Below are 17708 nucleotides of genomic sequence, written 5' to 3' on the forward strand. Positions count from 1 at the left end.
TTCCTAGCGGAGGATCATGGGCAGGACAACCTGCCCGAGGACAACGCAGGCGCCGGCTATAACCGCGGAGGCGCCGGCGGATCGCCACGTCTGGTGCTCGACCTTTTCGACGCGGGCGCTGAGCGCGGAGGCCTTGGGCTCGGCTTCGAGGTCGCGGAGGCGTTTCTCGTGGTCCTGTATGTCTCCGCGCATGTCGACGTTCTCTCGGAGGGCTTGGTCGAGCTTGCCCTCGATGCGGCCGACCACCTCAGCCAGGCCTCTCACCTCCTGGTACATCTGGGTTGGGCTGATGTAGATGCCGGGGTCGGGGGCGCTCACTGCTGGCGCTCCTCCAGCTCGGCGACTTTCTCGGTCAGGGCGGCGATGCCAGCGATGAGGCCGGTGACCATGCGGTGGGTCTGGACGAGGTAGCCGTAGGCGTCGGGGATGTGGCCGTGTCCGGCGGCGACGCTGGCTTCGTCGGCCTTGGCGTTGCGGTAGGACCAGTTTTCGCCGGGGGTCATGTCGGTCTCCGTGGGGGGCTTGGGGGCTGGGGGCTTGGGGATGTTGGTGCCGGGGGTCCAGGAGGCGGGGTGTACGAGGCGGTCGGCGATGCGCTTCCGGAGGCCCGGCATGCTGACAACGTTGTCGGGCCCCTTCGGGTCGCTCTTCCAGTCCGACCACTCGGAGTGCCCGATCACGGACTTCGCGCCCCATCCGTGCGCCCGGCTGATCGCAGCGGACGCCCGCACGATCGCCTCCACCTGCACGGCGGGCCACGGGTCGACGCCGTCGCCGAGGTTCTCGCACTCGAAGCCGTAGAAGTGACGGTTGCCGTCGACTGCCCCGGCAGAGCCGTCGTGCTGGTGCGGGGCGGGGGGCCGGTCGTTGTACCGCTCGTCGATGACGGCGGACAGGACGGACGGGTCGCCGCCGCCGGCATGGTTGGCGCGGCCGTCGGAGACGAGGTGGACGCTGCCGTCCCGTCGTATGACGCCGTGACAGAGCGGGCCGGGCAGGGACGAGTAGCCGTTGAAGCAGAGGCTGACGCCGTCGACCTTGGGGCCGGTGACGGTGTGGTGGATCATCACGCCGTGGACGGGTCCCCACGGTCCCTTGTGGTTGCGGTGGTGGCCGCGCCATCCGGGATGCTCGACGACGCGGACGCCTTCGGCGCGGAGGGCGGTGACGAGCCTGTCGACGGTAAGTGGTGTCGCCATGAGGGGCCCCTTTCATCGGCTGCCCCCAGGATATGCAGAAGACCCCAGTCCGGGGGGTTGACTGAGGTCTTCTGCGCGCCGCCCGGCTTAAGCCGCCACTCGCGGGTGTCAGGGTCTCCCACTGACAGACGAGCGTCCGCACCACTGCCGAGTATGCACCCAACTGGGTCTAGAAGCCGCCGTATCGGCGTGGTGGCGGTGGCGGCGTGTCGTACGGGTACGGCGGGTAGTACGGCGGCGGCAGCGGGCCGCGAACGGTACGCCGGCGGCCGATGGCTGCGGCGATGGGCCAGCCGGTGATGGCCCACATGCCGCACGTCAGGATGGTGAGGACGAGGTGTAGGCCGTGGTTGGCGCCGCGTCGTTCGGTGTAGTAGTGCATGTGCCCCCTTGGTGCGTGTCGGGGCATCCTGCCACGGTGCTGAGGGCATGAGGAAGCCCCGCTCCCGGTGCATCACGCCAGGGGCGGGGCTCGGTCCTCCGTAGTGCTGGGCAGCATCCAGAATCTACGGATGTGATGGTCCTAAGGTACGGGCGGCCACTGACAACGCCGGGCTACGGCCGCCACGTGTCGTCGTATTCGCCACGTTCGGCGTGCCGAATATCGCAACTGCTGCTGTGCTCGTGCACTTCATGCAACCTCTCGGCGGCCACGGCGCAGTTGGAGCAGCAGTACCTGACGCCAGCCTTTACCTGGCGAAAGCAGTCGGGCTTGGCGCACTTTCGCAGTTCCCACGACAGGATCACGGCCGCCACTCCTTGCGGGAGTTGGGGTGGTTATCGCGGAGGAACTGCACGGGGTCGTCCATGGGGTCCATCATCCCTCCGTAAGCGGCTTCCCGGACTCCAGGTAGGCGAGCCCGCGCTGCAACTGGTCGATGGTGAGGCCGTGGAGGTCGGCCAGCTGTTCGGCGGCCTTCGGGTCGAGGTCGACGCTGAACGCGATGCCGATCATCTTGCGGGCGATCTGCTTGTCGGTGAGGTCCATGGTGGTGGCTCCTTGGGTGCGGGCGATGGGGTGAGGTTACGGCTTCTTCGGGGTGCCGGGGGTGGGCTTCTCGGTGGGTTTGACCCAGCCGCCGCGGCTGCTGCTGTAGGTGGTCTCGTGGCCCTTCAGGCGCGGGTCGGACGGCTCCGGCTTGGGCTGACGGAGGGGCATCAGACACGCTCCTTCACGAGCCAGTGGTGGGGGTTCTCGGGGTCCTGCACGATGTCGGGGCGGTCGTTGTTGGTGTTGGCGTTGGTGGCCTCTGAGCTGCACAAACAACGGCTCGGAGAGGGGTCGGAAGTGGTGGGGGAGGGGGGCGGCACGTCGTCCGCATGTACGCCGGGCCCGTTACCGGCCGGGGTGCGCACCCCCGCGCGGACTCGGATGCCGGCATCGGTGAGGAGGGCGCGGACGGTCTTGGTATCGGGGAGGTTGGCGGCCTTGCGGAGGGCGGTGAGGAGGACCCCGTTCCCGCCCTCGCTGAGCTCCTGGAGGACGGTGACGATGTCGACGGGCTCATCTACATCCGCCTCATCTACAACCTGCTCGCCCTTGTGGGTCTGGCGCTTGGCGACCCATCCGCGGGCCTTGCCGACTGCGACGGTGGCCACGCTGCCCGCGACGAACGTTCCAAGGTCCGGGTAGGCGTAGCAAGCTCCGAGGAGGCCGCTGATGCCGATGGCGACCACGCAGCCGCCAGCCGCCCGGGAGGAGCCTTCCGACTCCCCCACGGGCTGCTCGACGGGCTCGGGGGCCGCGGTCACCGCATCATCCCGGTGAGCCAGGCGCCGGCCAGGTTGGCGGCGGAGGCGAGGGGGACAGCGGCATAGCGGGCGATGCTGCCGGTGAGGGCGAGGCCGATGCCGGAGAGCCAGCCGCGCCACTTGGAGGCGGTGGCACCCTTGCCGCGGCGGGCGAGGAAGACGGCGAGGACGATGGCGGTGATGAACAGGCCGCCTTCGGTGAGGGGAGCGCTGGTGCTGCCGGGGGCGGTGCCGGTCTTGGCGCCGACGCCGAAGACGAGGAGGCCGTCACCGAAGGCGCCGAGGCCCCAGAGGGCGAAGTCTCCGGCCCAGCCGATGAGTCCGCCGACAACCATGACGGTGAGGGCGCCGATGGCCCAGCAGAGGAGGAAGGGGAGAAGGTTGCCGAGGTGTCCGACAGCGTCGGCACGGAGGGCCTTGATGCCGGGGTACCACTTGGCGATCTCCCACGCGAGGAGGATCAGGCCGACGAGGACGGCGCCGAGGGTGGGGGTCACGGGTGCACCTCCGTGTACTCGTTGAGGAGCCGGGTGCGGATGCGGGTGGCTCGGGTCTGGCCGACGGAGAGTGCGGCCTTGATGGAACGTGCACTCGGGGGTGCGCCGGTTTTGGCGGTGACGTCGTCCCAGTGGGTGCGGGCGGCGTCCATGAACTCGGCGTCGGAGTCGTCGTCCTCGACGGGCGTGGGTGCGGTCTCGGGTGCAGGTTCGGGGTCGGGTGCGGGTGCACTCGTGGCGGGCGGGGCAGGTGCGGGTGCGATCTCGGCGGGGGTGCTGGGGGTGCACTCGGTGCAGTCCCAGTCGGCGGGCCACCCGTGGGTGCACCTCTCGTCGACGGGGGCGGGCGTTGGGGGCTGGATGGGCGCGGGGTGCACCTCGGCGGGTGCGGGTGCGACCTGCCCGGCCTCGATGAGGTCGCGGGTGCCTGCGGGGACGTCCCAGAGGAGTTCCTTGCGGGTGCGGGTGTGCCAGAGGGCGTGCACGCGCCACAGAACAAGGGGTGCGAGTGCACCCACGGCGGAGATGAGGGCCCAGTCGACGGCGAGTACGCCAGCGGTGACCAAGTGCGAGGCGACGTTGACGGCGCACATGACGAGTACGGCGAGGAAGACGTCGCGGCGGACTTGGAGTGCGCGGATGACGTAGAGGTCGAGTGCGCCGGGTACGCAGGCGGCGACCCAGGGGTGCACTCCGGTGGCGACGGCGAGGGTGTACTCGGCGTGTGCGGTGCCGATGAGGGTGCAGGCGAGTGCGCCTCGGAGGACCCAGTCGGTGCGGGTGCGGGCGGTCATCGGGTGCGCTCCTGCTTGCTCATGGTGGCGCGGACGCTGGTGGCGGACTCGTAGTCGCGGGCGCAGGCGGCCGGGGTGGCGGGTTCGGCGAAGAGCGGGTTGGGCCGCGGGGTGCGGTCGGGCTCGGGTGCCGGCTCGTAGGTGAGGGTGTCCATCAGGCGACCGCTCCCGTCGCGATGAGGCGGAGGCGGGTGGCGTAGTCGGCGCGGGTGTCTCCGGTGCGGATCGGGGGGAGGGCGGCGACGATGGCACGTTCGGCGTTGTCGGCGGTGGTGGTGCGGCCGTGGGCGGCTTCGGCGACGACGAGGGCCTGTGCGAGCGCGAGGGGCTCCAGCATGGCTTTGTTGGGGTGCTTCTCGTCGAGGCGGTCGGCGACCTGGGTGAGGAGGGTGTGGAGGTTGGGGGGCTGGTCGGTACGCTCGGGCATGGCCTTCTCCTGTGTGTGCAGGGGTGGGCTGGCCCCGGCCGGTCTGACCACCGACCGGGGCCGTTCTGTTGTTGCCGGTTTCACTGTAGCGACTTCCTAGGCAGATGCCTAGTAAGTCAGGAAGAATGGTGCCCATGACCGAGCCCGAAAGGGGGCCAGACATGGTGAGCTTCCGAGAACTAGCGCGTCGCCTCGTCGCTGATGGGGTGGTGGAGGCGATCAGCAATCAGCGGGTGTCTCAGCTGGCCCGTACGGATCCGGCGTTTCCGCCGGTGGTGCCGGTGGGTGGGGCGAAGGTGGTGGACTACCGGCTGGCGCGGCCGTACTTCGAGACGCGGAAGAGCCGGCAGGGTCAGCGAACTGATCTGAAGCGGGACGAATAGGGCATAGGGGAAGCCCCCACCCGTATGGGGTGGGGGCTTTGTCGTGTCTGGGGGTTGGGTCGGGGGCGGTCGGTCAGCGCAGTCCGAGATCGATAGGGCGCGCGTAGGGGCGCCAGGATGTGAGCGGCGCGCGGCTCTCACCGATGGGGCAGGGCGTGTCGTTCGGGCAGGGCTGGTCACGGGCGTCCTGGCAGAGCTCCAGCGCCTGCTGGCCGTAGGTGAAGGAGGGGTGGCCTTCGTCGTCGCGGTCGGGGTCGCGGGCGACGATCCAGTCCGGTCCGACGGCTTCGATGCGGACGCAGTGGTAGTGGTCTCGGCCGAAGGCTCCGTGGGCGAAGCCGTGGATTACGTCGCCGGGTGTGAGTGGGCGGGTCATGGGGTCTCCGTGGGTGTGGTGTGGGTGTCGAGGGCGGCACGGATGTTGGCGACGGTGAGCACCCATCCGCTGCTGTAGCCGTAGGCGTCGGTCTCGTCGGCGAGGGCGCGGATGGCGTTGAGGGCGGCCTCGGCCCGCTCGGCGCGCTGCTCGGCGTCCACGGCGGCCTGGACGGCTCCGACGTAGGCCCGCTTGTTGCTGTCGCAGACGGCTTCGAGGGTGTCGATGCGGGCGTACAGCTGGTCGAGGTCGTCGTCGGTGATGCTGTCGGCCGTGTGCCGAGGCTGGGTCATCGGGGGTCTCCGGTCCGGGCGCAGGAGCAGGCGCAGGTGCCGGTGGGCTCGGGCTGCCCGGTGGCCTGGGCGTGCTCGATGTCCTCGGGGCCGGCCCAGGAGTGCGGAGTCGGTTCGTCGTAGCACTGGCCCCACTGGCACGGCTCGCACTGGGCGTAGCAGACGATCGCGGGGCGCTGGCCCTGGAGGGCTTCGACGAGGGCTTGGGCGACCTCGGCGGGCTGGGGCTTCTGGGTCATGTGGTGTCTCCGGTGATGGCTCGGGCGACGGCAAGGGGTTCGGCGGCGACGTCCTCCTGCCAGCTGGGGTGGGTGTTGCGGTCGAGGTAGGCCGCTGTGCTGTCGAGCCACCGCGCCAGAGGGGCGGCAAGCTCGACGCCGTACTGCTCGGCGACGCGGGGGTGGCGCAGCTTCTCGGCGGCGGCCCGGAGCTGTTCGGCGGGGCTGGGCTGGGTCATCGCCCCTCCTCGGCCATGCGGCGGAGCATGTCGGCGGCGGCGTCCGTCCACTTGCGGCCGTCGAGGGTGCCACGGTGCTTCGCGACCGCGTCGGCGGCTTCGCGGAGGACGGCGGCGCGGTCGGTGGCCGGCTGGCTGGCATCCAGCCCGGCGGCGGGGACCTTCCCGCTGCCGTGGCATTCCGGGCACGGGCCGACGGTGAACGGGTTGTGCATGTGGACGGTGTGGTCGTAGTCGCCCTCGTCCTCGGGGTCGGCGCCGGTCCCCTTGCACTCAGTGCACGTGGTCTCGTCCGGCTGCTGTCCGGTCTGGCGGGCGGCGTCCCGGATCCCGGCCACCACCTCCTCGACGTGGTCGACGGGGACCTCGACGACGGCCTCGCCGGGGCCGGTGCTGGTGAGGCAGACCATCGGCGTGCCGGTGAGGAGAGTCCCCGCTTCGACGCGGAGGAGGCTGTTGTACGGGTCGCGGTACTCGAAGGTCACGGTGGGCTCCTTGGGCGGGCCGGGCCGCGGCGTGCGGCCCGGCGGCGGGCAAACGGTCAGCTGACGTTGAACTGGGCCACGACCGCGGCGTACTGCTCCCGCTCGGCCGTGATCCGCGGGGCGTACGCGGCGTTGTCCTTCGCCCACCCGGCGAGGTGGTCGTCGCAGCGGTCCACAGCGGCCTGCGCCGCCTCGACCACGGCCTCGGGCGTGGCCCACGCCTCGTCCGTCACGATCGGCTGCTCGCGGTAGACGCACGTGTCGACGTACTCGCGGACGCTGACGAGGTGCATGTCGGCACGGCGGTCGTAGAACGCGGCCTTGTAGAACACGGCGACGCGGCGCCGGCCGAGGGTGTCGACGACGTAGGACCACATGTCGGTGTCCTCGGCGGCCTGTCGGCTCCAGCCGTTGGGGAGTGTGGCGGGGGTGAACAGGGGGTCGTGCGGGTCCGGGGTGCCGAAGGTGAAGCCGAGGGCTTCGTAGTCGGCGCGGTCGTCGCGGAGTTCGGTGGGGAGGCGGTCGGAGTTGACGAGCTGCTGCTGTCCGCGGGCTTCCTGTGCGCCGATGAGCTGGTCGTTGGACTGGCCGAGGAGGGCGCCGAGGAGGAAGGCGCTGTTGGCGGCCTGGGTGTTGGTGTTCTCGATCATGTGTGGCTCCTGGTGGTGGGCCGGGCCGGTGGACGGCCCGGCGGCGGGACGGGGGTCAGGCGGCGGGGAAGAGGCCGTCCTGGACGAGCAGGGGGCGGTTCGCCCACACGACCTCGGTGCGGTCCTTGCCGGCCTTTGCGTTGCCGGTCATGGTCTGCTGCTCGTACCGGTGCCAGCCGGTGTACAGGTCGGCGTACAGGGGGCTGTCGTAGCCGGACAGGACGACCGTGGCCTTGCAGTCGGCGAGTGCGGCCGCGAGGTCGCGGTGGTCGGCCTCGCCCTTCATCTCGACGCGGTAGTTCGACCACGGCCGGGTGGTGCCGAGGTACGGCGGATCGACGTACAGCAGGGCGTCCTTCGCCGCTCCGTACTTGCCGACGATGTCGAGGGCGGGGAGCGCTTCGAGGGAGACGTGGTGAAGACGTTCGGCCGCGGCGGCGAGCCGGTCGACGTAGGCGTCCATGTAGCCGGGCATTCCGATGCTGGAGCCGGCGGGGGCGATGTAGTGGCGCCAGCCGGTCTGTCGGAGAGTGCCGGCCCGGCCCTGGGCGAGGCGGGACCAGATCCGACGGGCGAGCTCCAGCTCGTCGACCGCGGGCTCGTATGCGGCCGCGAGTTCGGTACGGGAGTGCGGGGTGAGAGCGCAGGCCCTGATGAGCTCGGCCGGTCGGTCGCGCAGCACACGCCAGAACGTCATGAGGTCGCCGTCGAGGTCGTTGACGGTCTCCATCGGCGCCGGGGCCTTGGCGAGGAGGACGGACAGGCCGCCGCAGTACGGCTCGACGTAGTGCTCGTGCGGGGGCAGGAGGCTGACGATCCAGGGGGCGATGCGCTGCTTGCTGCCGAAGTACGGGACCGGGGACTTCACGGTGGTACTGCTCCTTGGGTGGGTAGGGTCTGACCGGCCCTCCCCGCGCGCTTCCTTCGTGCGGGAAGGGCTGCGGCATGTCAGGCGGGGACGTGCTCGACGGCGTGGATCGCGCGGCCGGTCCAGGAGTGGCGGCCCTTGCGGTCCTTGTGGCGGGACATGAGGCGCCAGACCTGACCGGGCATGTACTCGTCCCAGCGGAAGTCGTAGTTCTCGGCGGGGAGGTACTCGGTGTGGCGGGCCAGGGCGGTGTCCTGGGCGGCCTGAAGGGTGTCGGCGCTGTGCAGGGGGGTGTCGCCCTGCGTGGCGACGTAGACGGTGGTCATGTGGGGTTCTCCTCTGCGGGTGTGATGGTCCAGCCGGATGAGGCGAGGTAGGTGGCGACGCGGGTGGCGCGGGCGTGGGCGTCCTCGTGGAGGTCGTCGGCGTCTTCTTCGGCGGCGTCTATGACGGCGAGGGCGGCGAGGGGGATGGCGGTTTGCCCGGGGACCTGCGGGGTGGGCGGCTGGTCGAGGGTGGCGCGGACGACGCTCAGGCGCCGGGCCGGCGTCACGCGACGGCCTGCGTGCCGGCCGCGGACCGCTGCTCGGCCTCGTCGACGATGGCGAGGAGGGCGGCGCGGATGGGCGAGGTGTTGATGGCGCCGCCCCACTGGGCGGGGGGGATGCGTCCGTTCCACGGGTCCTGGCCGATGAGCTTGAGCTGGTCGACGAGGTCGGTGTGGCGGTAGACGAGGCGCTTCCGCTGGGCGTTGGCGATGGCTTCCTGCTCGCGGGTGTGGCGGAGGTAGTCGCCGAGGCTGCCCTGCTGGCGCATGGCGGCGATGTCGCGGACGTCGGCGTCGGTCACGGCGTCACCGCCCGGTGGCCGGTGCGGTTGCAGGGGTGGCAGATCAGGTACAGGTTCGCGAGGGTGCTGTCGCCGCCCTGCTTGCGGTGGATCTTGTGCTTGAGGATCAGGTCGGCGGCCGGGCGCGGGGTGTTGCAGGTGGCGCAGTGGCCGTTCTGGGCGGTGTACAGGGTGCGCTTCTTGGAGCGGCGCTGGTGGCCGGACAGGATGCGGATGCTGCGGATGGGGCGGGTCACGGCTGCTCCCTGGTGGGCGTCGGGTAGGGGTTCGCCTCCATGAAGGCGCGGTTCAGCTCGGCCACTTCGTCGGCGTTGTTGAGGTTGTGGTCGGAGAGGTGACGGCGGGCCGTGCGTTCGTCGTCTGACGTGAGGCGGATGGGTTCGCCAGCGGCGGCCCTGCGGCGTGCGGGGTGCGGTGCGCGGGGCTTGCGGCGCCAGGAGCTCTTGCAGGGGCGGCCGATGGCCGCGTTGCAGTCGGGGCAGATGACGCCCAGCGGGCCCGTGGCGCGCCGTTCAACGGTCGACTGGGGCTCGGTGCCCTCCGGGTCGTCCGGGTGGCGCACGCTGCCGCTGAGGAGTTCGGCCATCGACTTGATCGGGCCGCCCTCCAGCATCGGCGCGGTCGACGGAGCCGGGACGGCACCGGAAGCGACGGCCTCCAACTGACCCCGGTAGCGGGCGAGAAACTCCTTCGGCGTCTCGTCGGGGTTGCCCTCGTAGGCGAAGTTCTCCAGCCGCTCCGACCGGATCTTCGCGCGGAGGTCCCGCACGTGGTGCGGCATGATCCACAGCCGTGTCTCGGGGTCCTTCGGGGTGGTCGTGTAGTAGCGAACGATCGCGTCCTTCGCGTCCTGGTCGAGGGGAACGTCGTGGAGGGCGGCGGCCCATGCCTGGGCGGCGGACTCGGACGGCTGCCGGTTGTCGAACGCGGCGCAGTGGCCGAGGAGGATGGCGGCTTCGGTGCGGTTCATGCGGAGTCCTCTGCTGCGAACTGAGCGGCGATGGCGCCCCATCCGGCAACACGGGCGTCGGTGCCGGTGAGCTTCGGTACGGGTGCCAGGGCGGGGACGGGGGTGCCGGCGGGTGCGGCGTCGGGGAGTTGGCGCCAGGCAGGGAGGAAGTAGCGGCCGGAGCGGGGAGGGGTGCGGGCTCCTTGCCAGCTGGCGTTGGCAGAGGTGACGAGCGCCGGGATGCCGCAGCGGCGGATGAGGGCTTCGATGAGGAGCCACTCATTGGGGGCGAGTTCCCAGCCGACGAAGAGGTTGGCGGCCTGGAGGGCGACGACGAGCGGTTCGCAGTTGACGGGGATCCGCGGGCGGTCTCCGATGTGCGCAATGGCGGCGCCGGAGGGCTGTCCCTCTGTCTTACTAACGTCTTCCTTCTCCTTCTCTGAAGGAGAAGGAAGGACGGGACGGGACGGGGCGCCGTTACTAACGCCGTTACGAATTCCGCTGACCTGCGACGACGACTGATTCTCGGAACCGGTTTGCTGCGCGTTCGTGTCGCCGTCGTGTCGCCGTCGTGCTTCCGTCGTGTCATCCGGAGCGGAATCCGGCGGAGGCGTAACGCCGTTACGGTCGCCGTTACGCTTCGCCTCGCGCTCCGCCTTCTTCCGCTCCCGGAACGCCTTCTGCCGCGCCGCGTTCGCCTCCCGCTCGGCCTTTACCTTGGCCCGGTCCGGGTTGTACTCCAGGTAGTCGTGAATCACCCACCCCACCTCAGCCCGATCCCACAGGCCGGCCGCCTCCAACTCGGCGGCGGCGGTCTTCGGCCCGCGGACCCGGGTGACCAGAGGGAGTTCCTTCTCCAGGATCCGTCCCTCGGTGAGGTTCTCGGAGGACCAACAGAGGGCGGAGACGTACAGGCGGAAGGCCCGGTCGGACAGCAGCGCGACCTTCCGGTGCGACGGGAAGCGGTCGTCGAGGCGGACCCACGGCATGTGCGGCTTCTTCCTGGAGTGCGGGGTGGGTGGTTCGGGGCCCGGGGCGCGACGGCCCCGGGCACGGGGTCAGGCGGCGTTGGCGCGGCGTGACCGGCTCTTCAGCCGGACCGCTTCGCGGCACGCGTTGTCGACGGGCTCGTCGTTGCGGAGGTGTCGCTGGTACGCGGCGCTCGTCCCGCACGGCGCCGGCCGCTTCCCACCGATGTGCGGTGTCTCGGGCTCGGGGCGGAGCCTGCGGCGCGCGGTCTCGGACAGGCCGCCCCAGATGCCGTGGCGTTCGTCGTTGTCGAGTGCGTACTCCAGGCACTCAGTCCGTACCTCGCATGCCAGGCAAACCTTCTTGGCGATCGACGCGCGGCCGTCCTTCTCGGGGAAGAACAGGTCGGGGTCGACCTGCGAGCAGAGGGCGCTGTCACGCCAGGTGGTGCCCGTGGCGGGGCGGGTGGTCAGCCCCGCCACGGGGGACTCGGTGGAGGTCACGACTCCTCCTTCGCGTCCTCGATGCCGAGGACGGTGCGGGCCTCGGGCAGGAGCGGCTCGCCCTGGTAGCCGGTCGCGTCGAGGAGCTGATCCGTCAGGCGCCGGATGGTGCGGCGGTAGCCCTCGGCCTCGGCCCGCTCGGCGGCGACCGCGCGACGGAGACGGCCGATGCGCTCCTCGTACCGGGCCGTGTGCGTGCGGAGCATGTACGACTTCAGCCGCTCACGCTTCGCCCGCTCCCGGTCCAGCTCGGCTTCGGCCGTGCGGCGAGCGCCACGCTCTTCCATGGCCCACGTGGTGGCGTCGTCCAGGTTCGACCGGTGGACGGCGGCGAGGAAGTCGACGGCGGTCTCGTGGCGGCGGCGGGAGATGAAGGGGAGACGCATCACACCTCACCGCCCGGCTGTGCGACGGTGGGCCAGTCGGTCGAGTCCTCGACGTTCTCCCACTCGGTGGTGTCCTCGTCGTCGCGGGTCACCGCGTACTCGGTGTCCGCGGGCGCCTGGGCGACCGGCATCACGCTCGGCCCGGTCACCGCGGCGATGCTGAGCGGCGCGGCCTGCGGGACGACCTCGGCGTGAACCGTGCCCCCCAGCTCCTCCGCCACATACGGCATGCCGTACAGCGCGTCGGCCGCGATCAGCCGGCACAGCTCTCCCGTCGCACGGGCGACGAGCATGCTCTTGGGCTGCTTCTTCCACTCGGCCTTGCCGAGGAGCCCGAGCCGGGTAGCGCGGGGGATGTCCCACTCCACGTGCTGCCACGCCTCGGCGCCCTTCCGGCGGCCACGCATCCGGCAGTACGTGTCGCTCGACTCGACCAGCTCGATCTCGTGGCCCTTCGACTGGAGCAGGCCGCGCATGGCGTGGGCCCGCAGGGCCGGGGTGCCCTGGATGACGTCGATGCTCTTGAGCGTGGCCATCGGCGGCAGCCCCAGCTCGGCGCCGGCGAGGATCGCGGCGGTGATGTCGCCCGGCTTACCGCGGAGGGACTGGGGGACGAAGGAGGTGTTGGCCAGCTTCTGGGCCATCTGGTAGGCGAGGTCCGCCTCCTGGGCCCACGCCATGAGCGCGGTCGTGCCGGCGGTCGGGGTGATGGGGGCGGCCTGCTGCTGCTCGATGGCCGCGGGTTCGGTGGTGGCGAGTTCGGTCACTGGAGGTACTCCTCGGCCTGGCGCAGGGTGTCCCAGGTGGGCATGCCGATCTGCGGGATTTCGGTGACGGTTCCGGTCCAGTCGGGCCAGATGCCGGTGCTCTCGCACTCGGCGTAGATGCGCAGCGCCTTCTCGTTGCGGGCGCGGCCGATGTCGCGGTCCTGCTGCGTCAGCTCCCGCACGGTGATCAGGTACGGGGCGGTCTTCGACTGGAACACGAAGATGAACCGGACCTGCTCGGGGGCGAGAACGGCCTGGATGCCGTCGATGTAGAAGGCGTCCTGCTGGTGGTAGCTGCGGTCCCGGATCGCCCGGGACACTGCGACCGGGGAGGCGTCGCGGCACGTCTTGTAGTCGACGCACAGCGTCAGGCCCGGCAGCTGCTTCAGCCAGTCCGGCCGCACCCGGCAACGGACACCGGTCGCTGGGTCCGTCCAGTACAGGGACTGCTCAGCCAGCCCGGTCCCGGGGGCCATCAGCGGGCCCGCCAGCGGGTGAGCGCGCAGCGCGTCGGCCATGGCGGTGACCTGCTCGCCCTCGTGAGCGAGGAGCGGCACGGCCCCGTCGGCACGGAGGCTGTCGCGTTCCTCGCGGGCCGCCTTCGTCCGCCAGTCGTCCCACTGGGTGGTGACGATGTCCTCGCCCACCCCCAGGACCAGACGGTGAGCGGCGTGCCCGAGGTCGAACTCGCGCTTCGGCGTCGGCGGCTGGTCGCGGTCGTACTTGAACTGCGCGGGGCACGACGGGGCGAGGAGAGCCCGCAGCCCCGACGACGAGATCGACGTGCGGTCCGCGTGGTACACCTCGGCCGGCACACCATCCCGCATCTCCGGCGCGGTTAGAACGGGGGCGCCCATTCGGGTCCCTCCTTCGGCTCGATGTCGAGGCGCCACTGGGTGCCGTTCTCGGTCTGGTGCAAGGCGTTCAGGTCGGCGCCCGCGTGGGGTCCGAGGACGCAGCGACGGAGCGAGCCGGTCATCGGGTTGAACAGGGCCTCCGGGCACTGCGGATCGGTGCTCATTCGACGATCTCCGCTGCGATGTACGGCACGTTGCTGGTGGTGGCGCGCCAGTCGTTGATGTGGTCGCCGTCACCGACGTACGGGTCGGCGAGCTGAGCGGCCTGGACGGCGGCGAGCGCGAGGGTGGCGTGGACCTGCGCGGCGGCGAGGTGGAAATTCGACGTCGGCAGGCTCACGGGAACACCGTTCGGACCGGTCAGGTACGAAGCGGCACTGAGGTGACGTTCGGCCTCGCGGTAGTGCTCGGGCCCGGTCACGCGGCACCGCCGCAGGTGCAGTCCTCGAACGTGCCCCGGCAGACCGGGCAACGGGGGACCGTCGCAAGCGGGTCGACGTGGGTCAGGTGGATGCCCCCCGCGTAACCATCGACGGCGACGACCGGGGCGCCGTGGCCGAGGTTCCACGCCCGGCTACGGGTGACGGTGACGAGCCGGTACTTCGCCGCGGTGACCGCGTCGTACTCGGGTCGGCAGCTGGGGTAGGCCACGACCGGCGTGCCCACGGGGTACAGCGCGTTCCACTCGTCGGCGGTCACAGCGCCCTCCGGTCCTGCTGGTGCGGGAAGGCGGGCAGGTCACGGCCGAGGGCGTAGTCGTGGTGCAGCGGCGAATCGTGCGGGTCCTCCGGCTGCCGCAAAGACGAGACCTTCGCGTCCAGCTCCGCAATGCGTGCGTCCGCGCACATCAGCTCGTTGTGCCAGTAGTCCCGGTGGCCGGTCACCTTCAGCAACTCGGCCTCCAGCTCGGCGGCCCGGGCCCGCAGCTTGGCGTTCTCCCGCACCGCGTCGTCGAGGGCCTCGTTCGTCGAATGCCGCTCAGCACGCAGCTCGGCAACCTGGATCTGCAGCGTGTCCAGCTCCGATGCCTCGTCCGCGACACGGCTGTCGATGTACTCGTCCAAGGCGCGGGCGGCGATCGTGTGGCCCTGCGACATCAACCAGTCAGCGACCTGCTGAAGTTTCGGCGCCAGCGCCTCAGTGATGACGTCGTCGATCAGCTTGTTCGCGCGGTCCTCCGACACGAACGCCCCAGCCACGCGGCGGAACAGCTCCTCACGGGCGCTCATGCGGCACCGTCCAGCGTCCGCACCGGCGAGAACCACGCCCGGACCGCCGACGGCGTCCACGGGTTCGACTCACCCGGACCCACCTCCGCCGGATCCGACGGGCTGTCGCACACCATGCGCGGCTCACCGGTCTCCGTCACACCGACCTGCCGCCACACGTCACCGTCACGGTCCACCAGCACCAGCGGCGCCGGAAGGGCCACCAGGTGCGTCCGACGGTCACCCGCCGGAAAGTTCGTCGGTACAGTGATGTCCATGGATTCCACTCCTCTGCAGTGGGGTTCGTAAGGGGTCGCAGGGACCAGGCCCGGTCCGGCGGCCCCGTCTGTTTGTGGGGGGGTAGGTCAGGCCGCGCGCTGCGCGAGCCGGTCGCCGGCCATCTGCGCGGCCAGCCAGCGCTCGACCTCGGCCGTGGGGTACAGCGTGTTCCGGCCACGGCGGAAGCCCTTCGGCCCCCGGCCCCGGTACCGCAGGTCCCGCAGCGCCTTCGGCGTGATGCTCAGCAGTCCGGCCACCTCGGCGGTGGTCATAAGGGGCTTGTCAGCGATCTTCACGCTCATCGTTATGCTCCGTTGTGTCTCGTTGGAGGTCGGAAATCCGGCAACCGAGTACGTTGGCGATGCGCGCCATCACTTCGGGTTGCGGTCTCCGTTCGCCTCTCTCGATGCGGGAGAGGTAGGCGTGGTGGATTTGGGCGGCTTTGGCGAATCTGCGCAGGCCGTAGCCGCGTTCCTCGCGCTGCCGTCGGATTTCGCGTCCATCGGGCTGCACAGGAACGACCATACACAACGAGACCCAACGAGACAACGCGAGGCGCAACGAGTCGTAACGAGTCGCTTTGTGTGGCGCCTTCGATGCGGTCAGTTGTTCTTTGGGTAAAGGGGCCGGGATCCGCTCTCGCACGGTCGTTGATCACCGTCTACCCTGTTGCCTAACGGTGCCTATCGGTGCCTAGCGAGCGTCGGGCAGGACGCAACGGAGTGATAGAGGAGAGGCCGCCATGATCCGCGACCCCCACGCGTGGGCACGGCTCGGCAAGGGCATCGCCACCAAGAGGCACGCCCGGGGCCTACGTCAGGAAGACCTCGCCATTCAGGCCGGCGTCTCCCTCGGCAGTGTGCAGAACGCTGAGAGCGGGCAGCCGCCCAAGGCGCGCATGCCTCAATCCCTCCCCCGAATCGTCAAAGCCCTCGGGCTCCCCGACACCTGGATCGACGACGTCCTCGCTGGACAGGAGCCAGCCGGGGAGTGGCGCGACGTGGACGTGCAGGCCATCGTCGATGAGCAGCGCCTTGAAGCCGACCTCACGAGCGCGTTCGTGCGCGCCTCGGACAAGGCCACCGGGCCCGAGATCCGGGAGGGCGTGAAGGCCGCGTTGGACGTTTTGCGTCAACACGGCCTGATCTAGCGACGTTTGGCGTACAACCTTCAACGAAACGTGCATACGTATAGCGACCACTTGGTCACACGGCATATGCTCCCAACACCGGAGCCACCCGCTCCAGGTTGCCTACGCACGGGGGTGCAACATGCCCGAACCCGGTCCTCTCATAACCGCTAACCTCGGGCGCAGGATCGCCGCCTTCACCACCCGCATCAACGGGCGACCCACCGCCGTCGTCAACGTCGCAGTCGCGCACAACCCCGAGCTCCGCGCCCAAGCAGGACTGGCGCTCGTCGCCGCCGGCTTCGACGCCGGAACCACCCTGGGGGCACTGAATGGGGTACGTCGCCGACCGCTGGCACAAGAAGAAGCCTGGCCCTGACGAGCCCGAATGCGGCGAACACAAAGGGCTCGTCGCATCCAAGGCCCACGGCAAGGGCAAACGGTGGCAGGCGCGCTACGACGACCCCAACGGCCGCGAGATCACCTCGCTCCACCGCACCAAGACCGAAGCCGAAGCAGAGATCGTCAAGCAGGAGTCGGCCAAGCAGCAAGGCTCCTGGCTCGACCCCAAGGCCGGGCTCGTCACCGTCGAGCGATACGCCCTCGACACCTGGCTGCCCGCACAGAACATCATCGGCCGCAGCGTCAAGGAGTACCGCGGCGCCATCGAGCGCTACCTCATCCCCGAATGGGGTAACCGGCAGATCCGCTCCATCAAGCCGAGCGAAGCCGGCGCGTGGCAGCAGCTCCTCACCACCAAGTACGAACTCTCCGGGGCCACGCCGAACCGCGTCGCCCGCTACGTCCGCGGCATGTTCAAGCTGGCCGTCGTCGACCGCGTCATCGCCATCAGCCCGTTTGACGGCATCAAGGCCCCCACGCTCGTTGAGTCGTCCGTGATGCCGCCGGACGTGGCCGAGGTCAAGCAGATGATTGCCGCCGCCTACAAACCGATCTGGGCCACCATGATTGAGGTCACCGCCCTCACCGGCCTCCGCTCCGGCGAGCTCCGCGGCCTCACCCTCGACCGAGTGGACTTCCTGCGCCGCACCATCCAGGTCGACCGGCAGATGGTCTACGAGGCCGGCAAGGGCATGTACCTCGACGACCTCAAGACCGGGGCTGGCAAGCGCACCATCCCCGTCACCAAGCGGGTGGTCGACCTCCTCGCGGCCTACGTGGCCGCGCACCCTCCGGCCAAGGAAGGGGAGCGGGCGGGCCTCATCTTCGTCATGCCGGACAAGAGGCCCGTTGGTGAGTCGACGCTCGACTGGGCGTTCAAGAGCATCTGCCGGAAGGCCGACCTGTCGAAGCGGCACTGGCACGAGCTACGCCACCACTACGCCTCTGTGCTCATCGCCGGCGGCGAGAACCCGAAGGTGGTGCAGCGGAGGCTCGGACACAAGGACGTGATGACGACGCTCCGGGTGTACGCCCATCTTTTCGCCGAGGCGGAGGAGCAGACGCGGGACGTCCTGGATGCGGCGTGGGCCGAGCCGGGTGAGACTGCTCAGGAGGAATCTCCGCAGCAGGGCGGAACGATTCCGGAATCCCGGAGGTCGATCGGTGTTCTGCGGCAGGTCAGCGGGTAGTCCGGGACAGCACTCCTGGATGTTCCAGGCCGAGAGCGC

At 70.2% G+C, this 17708-nt stretch carries 36 protein-coding genes and 1 pseudogene; 3 read left to right on the forward strand and 34 right to left on the reverse strand.

Features of this window, described 5'->3' with window-relative positions:
* Positions 1 to 3: 3 nt before the first annotated feature.
* The 10 genes from ABZ621_RS36590 to ABZ621_RS36635 form a co-directional block, all read right to left on the reverse strand.
* A complete protein-coding gene (locus tag ABZ621_RS36590) occupies positions 4 to 318 on the reverse strand; it encodes a hypothetical protein (protein ID WP_360611355.1) in 315 nt (104 codons plus the stop codon).
* Entirely contained in the window at positions 315 to 1199 is an 885-nt protein-coding gene (locus ABZ621_RS36595; protein ID WP_360611357.1) for an N-acetylmuramoyl-L-alanine amidase, read from the reverse strand. The genes ABZ621_RS36590 and ABZ621_RS36595 overlap by 4 nt, the downstream gene beginning before the upstream one ends.
* 169 nt (positions 1200 to 1368) lie before the next feature.
* Positions 1369 to 1581, reverse strand: a complete 213-nt coding sequence (locus ABZ621_RS36600; RefSeq protein ID WP_360611359.1) for a hypothetical protein — start codon at positions 1579 to 1581, stop codon at positions 1369 to 1371.
* 435 nt (positions 1582 to 2016) lie between these two features.
* Complete coding sequence (locus tag ABZ621_RS36605) at positions 2017 to 2187, reverse strand: hypothetical protein (protein ID WP_360611361.1); 171 nt, start codon at positions 2185 to 2187, stop codon at positions 2017 to 2019.
* 36 nt (positions 2188 to 2223) lie between these two features.
* On the reverse strand, positions 2224 to 2358 hold the full coding sequence (locus tag ABZ621_RS36610) for a hypothetical protein (protein WP_360611363.1): 135 nt from the start codon (positions 2356 to 2358) through the stop codon (positions 2224 to 2226).
* Entirely contained in the window at positions 2358 to 2951 is a 594-nt protein-coding gene (locus ABZ621_RS36615) for a hypothetical protein (RefSeq protein WP_360611365.1), read from the reverse strand. The genes ABZ621_RS36610 and ABZ621_RS36615 overlap by 1 nt, the downstream gene beginning before the upstream one ends.
* Positions 2948 to 3448: a hypothetical protein gene (locus ABZ621_RS36620; RefSeq protein ID WP_360611366.1), complete on the reverse strand. Its 501-nt coding sequence runs from the start codon at positions 3446 to 3448 to the stop codon at positions 2948 to 2950. The genes ABZ621_RS36615 and ABZ621_RS36620 overlap by 4 nt, the downstream gene beginning before the upstream one ends.
* On the reverse strand, positions 3445 to 4242 hold the full coding sequence (locus ABZ621_RS36625) for a hypothetical protein (protein ID WP_360611368.1): 798 nt from the start codon (positions 4240 to 4242) through the stop codon (positions 3445 to 3447). The genes ABZ621_RS36620 and ABZ621_RS36625 overlap by 4 nt, the downstream gene beginning before the upstream one ends.
* Positions 4239 to 4397 (reverse strand): hypothetical protein, encoded by a 159-nt coding sequence (locus ABZ621_RS36630; protein ID WP_360611370.1) that lies wholly within the window; start codon positions 4395 to 4397, stop codon positions 4239 to 4241. Before ABZ621_RS36630 ends, ABZ621_RS36625 begins: the two co-directional genes overlap by 4 nt.
* Positions 4397 to 4669: a hypothetical protein gene (locus ABZ621_RS36635; protein ID WP_360611371.1), complete on the reverse strand. Its 273-nt coding sequence runs from the start codon at positions 4667 to 4669 to the stop codon at positions 4397 to 4399. Before ABZ621_RS36635 ends, ABZ621_RS36630 begins: the two co-directional genes overlap by 1 nt.
* 134 nt (positions 4670 to 4803) lie before the next feature.
* On the opposite strand from ABZ621_RS36635, the gene ABZ621_RS36640 reads away from it, so the two are divergent.
* Positions 4804 to 5052 carry a hypothetical protein gene (locus ABZ621_RS36640; RefSeq protein ID WP_360611372.1) on the forward strand — a complete coding sequence of 83 codons (249 nt, stop codon included), beginning with the start codon at positions 4804 to 4806 and terminating at the stop codon, positions 5050 to 5052.
* A 73-nt stretch (positions 5053 to 5125) separates the two neighbouring features.
* Here the strand turns inward: ABZ621_RS36640 and ABZ621_RS36645 are convergent, their stop codons facing one another.
* The 24 genes and pseudogenes from ABZ621_RS36645 to ABZ621_RS36760 form a co-directional block, all read right to left on the reverse strand.
* Positions 5126 to 5428 (reverse strand): hypothetical protein, encoded by a 303-nt coding sequence (locus tag ABZ621_RS36645; RefSeq protein ID WP_360611374.1) that lies wholly within the window; start codon positions 5426 to 5428, stop codon positions 5126 to 5128.
* Complete coding sequence (locus tag ABZ621_RS36650; protein ID WP_360611375.1) at positions 5425 to 5721, reverse strand: hypothetical protein; 297 nt, start codon at positions 5719 to 5721, stop codon at positions 5425 to 5427. Before ABZ621_RS36650 ends, ABZ621_RS36645 begins: the two co-directional genes overlap by 4 nt.
* A complete protein-coding gene (locus ABZ621_RS36655; protein WP_360611377.1) occupies positions 5718 to 5960 on the reverse strand; it encodes a hypothetical protein in 243 nt (80 codons plus the stop codon). The genes ABZ621_RS36650 and ABZ621_RS36655 overlap by 4 nt, the downstream gene beginning before the upstream one ends.
* Positions 5957 to 6178, reverse strand: coding sequence for a hypothetical protein (locus ABZ621_RS36660; RefSeq protein ID WP_360611378.1), 222 nt, complete (start codon positions 6176 to 6178; stop codon positions 5957 to 5959). The genes ABZ621_RS36655 and ABZ621_RS36660 overlap by 4 nt, the downstream gene beginning before the upstream one ends.
* Positions 6175 to 6663 carry a hypothetical protein gene (locus tag ABZ621_RS36665; protein ID WP_360611380.1) on the reverse strand — a complete coding sequence of 163 codons (489 nt, stop codon included), beginning with the start codon at positions 6661 to 6663 and terminating at the stop codon, positions 6175 to 6177. Before ABZ621_RS36665 ends, ABZ621_RS36660 begins: the two co-directional genes overlap by 4 nt.
* Positions 6664 to 6719: 56 nt before the next feature.
* Positions 6720 to 7313 (reverse strand): hypothetical protein, encoded by a 594-nt coding sequence (locus ABZ621_RS36670; RefSeq protein ID WP_360611382.1) that lies wholly within the window; start codon positions 7311 to 7313, stop codon positions 6720 to 6722.
* A gap of 55 nt (positions 7314 to 7368) precedes the next feature.
* Complete coding sequence (locus tag ABZ621_RS36675) at positions 7369 to 8181, reverse strand: DNA adenine methylase (protein ID WP_360611383.1); 813 nt, start codon at positions 8179 to 8181, stop codon at positions 7369 to 7371.
* Between the two features lie 80 nt (positions 8182 to 8261).
* Positions 8262 to 8507 carry a hypothetical protein gene (locus tag ABZ621_RS36680; RefSeq protein ID WP_360611385.1) on the reverse strand — a complete coding sequence of 82 codons (246 nt, stop codon included), beginning with the start codon at positions 8505 to 8507 and terminating at the stop codon, positions 8262 to 8264.
* Positions 8504 to 8734: a hypothetical protein gene (locus ABZ621_RS36685; RefSeq protein ID WP_360611386.1), complete on the reverse strand. Its 231-nt coding sequence runs from the start codon at positions 8732 to 8734 to the stop codon at positions 8504 to 8506. The genes ABZ621_RS36680 and ABZ621_RS36685 overlap by 4 nt, the downstream gene beginning before the upstream one ends.
* Positions 8731 to 9030: a hypothetical protein gene (locus ABZ621_RS36690; RefSeq protein ID WP_360611388.1), complete on the reverse strand. Its 300-nt coding sequence runs from the start codon at positions 9028 to 9030 to the stop codon at positions 8731 to 8733. The genes ABZ621_RS36685 and ABZ621_RS36690 overlap by 4 nt, the downstream gene beginning before the upstream one ends.
* Positions 9027 to 9266 (reverse strand): HNH endonuclease signature motif containing protein, encoded by a 240-nt coding sequence (locus ABZ621_RS36695; RefSeq protein WP_360611390.1) that lies wholly within the window; start codon positions 9264 to 9266, stop codon positions 9027 to 9029. Before ABZ621_RS36695 ends, ABZ621_RS36690 begins: the two co-directional genes overlap by 4 nt.
* Positions 9263 to 10000, reverse strand: coding sequence for a hypothetical protein (locus ABZ621_RS36700; protein ID WP_360611391.1), 738 nt, complete (start codon positions 9998 to 10000; stop codon positions 9263 to 9265). The genes ABZ621_RS36695 and ABZ621_RS36700 overlap by 4 nt, the downstream gene beginning before the upstream one ends.
* Complete coding sequence (locus tag ABZ621_RS36705) at positions 9997 to 10968, reverse strand: hypothetical protein (protein WP_360611393.1); 972 nt, start codon at positions 10966 to 10968, stop codon at positions 9997 to 9999. Before ABZ621_RS36705 ends, ABZ621_RS36700 begins: the two co-directional genes overlap by 4 nt.
* Before the next feature lie 228 nt (positions 10969 to 11196).
* Positions 11197 to 11430 (reverse strand): annotated as a pseudogene (locus ABZ621_RS36710) (WhiB family transcriptional regulator); the annotation flags it as partial.
* Between the two features lie 17 nt (positions 11431 to 11447).
* Entirely contained in the window at positions 11448 to 11837 is a 390-nt protein-coding gene (locus ABZ621_RS36715; protein ID WP_360611395.1) for a hypothetical protein, read from the reverse strand.
* Entirely contained in the window at positions 11837 to 12604 is a 768-nt protein-coding gene (locus ABZ621_RS36720) for a hypothetical protein (RefSeq protein WP_360611397.1), read from the reverse strand. The genes ABZ621_RS36715 and ABZ621_RS36720 overlap by 1 nt, the downstream gene beginning before the upstream one ends.
* A complete protein-coding gene (locus tag ABZ621_RS36725; protein ID WP_360611398.1) occupies positions 12601 to 13461 on the reverse strand; it encodes a PD-(D/E)XK nuclease-like domain-containing protein in 861 nt (286 codons plus the stop codon). Before ABZ621_RS36725 ends, ABZ621_RS36720 begins: the two co-directional genes overlap by 4 nt.
* Positions 13443 to 13625: a hypothetical protein gene (locus ABZ621_RS36730; protein WP_360611400.1), complete on the reverse strand. Its 183-nt coding sequence runs from the start codon at positions 13623 to 13625 to the stop codon at positions 13443 to 13445. Before ABZ621_RS36730 ends, ABZ621_RS36725 begins: the two co-directional genes overlap by 19 nt.
* The gene (locus ABZ621_RS36735; protein ID WP_360611402.1) at positions 13622 to 13801 is read right to left on the reverse strand and encodes a hypothetical protein; all 180 of its coding nucleotides are present in this window, start codon (positions 13799 to 13801) and stop codon (positions 13622 to 13624) included. The genes ABZ621_RS36730 and ABZ621_RS36735 overlap by 4 nt, the downstream gene beginning before the upstream one ends.
* 77 nt (positions 13802 to 13878) lie before the next feature.
* A complete protein-coding gene (locus ABZ621_RS36740; RefSeq protein ID WP_360611404.1) occupies positions 13879 to 14160 on the reverse strand; it encodes a hypothetical protein in 282 nt (93 codons plus the stop codon).
* Positions 14157 to 14690, reverse strand: coding sequence for a hypothetical protein (locus tag ABZ621_RS36745; protein WP_360611406.1), 534 nt, complete (start codon positions 14688 to 14690; stop codon positions 14157 to 14159). The genes ABZ621_RS36740 and ABZ621_RS36745 overlap by 4 nt, the downstream gene beginning before the upstream one ends.
* Positions 14687 to 14947, reverse strand: coding sequence for a hypothetical protein (locus ABZ621_RS36750; RefSeq protein WP_360611408.1), 261 nt, complete (start codon positions 14945 to 14947; stop codon positions 14687 to 14689). Before ABZ621_RS36750 ends, ABZ621_RS36745 begins: the two co-directional genes overlap by 4 nt.
* Before the next feature lie 87 nt (positions 14948 to 15034).
* On the reverse strand, positions 15035 to 15220 hold the full coding sequence (locus ABZ621_RS36755) for a helix-turn-helix domain-containing protein (RefSeq protein WP_360611410.1): 186 nt from the start codon (positions 15218 to 15220) through the stop codon (positions 15035 to 15037).
* A gap of 10 nt (positions 15221 to 15230) precedes the next feature.
* Positions 15231 to 15461: a helix-turn-helix transcriptional regulator gene (locus ABZ621_RS36760; protein WP_360611412.1), complete on the reverse strand. Its 231-nt coding sequence runs from the start codon at positions 15459 to 15461 to the stop codon at positions 15231 to 15233.
* 229 nt (positions 15462 to 15690) lie between these two features.
* Between ABZ621_RS36760 and ABZ621_RS36765 the strand changes: the two genes are divergently transcribed.
* Positions 15691 to 16098 (forward strand): helix-turn-helix transcriptional regulator, encoded by a 408-nt coding sequence (locus tag ABZ621_RS36765; RefSeq protein WP_360611413.1) that lies wholly within the window; start codon positions 15691 to 15693, stop codon positions 16096 to 16098.
* 311 nt (positions 16099 to 16409) lie between these two features.
* The gene (locus ABZ621_RS36770) at positions 16410 to 17669 is read left to right on the forward strand and encodes a site-specific integrase (RefSeq protein WP_360611414.1); all 1260 of its coding nucleotides are present in this window, start codon (positions 16410 to 16412) and stop codon (positions 17667 to 17669) included.
* Positions 17670 to 17708 lie beyond the last annotated feature (39 nt).

The sequence above is a fragment of the Streptomyces sp. NPDC007863 genome (genome assembly GCF_040633895.1).
Lineage (GTDB): Bacteria > Actinomycetota > Actinomycetes > Streptomycetales > Streptomycetaceae > Streptomyces.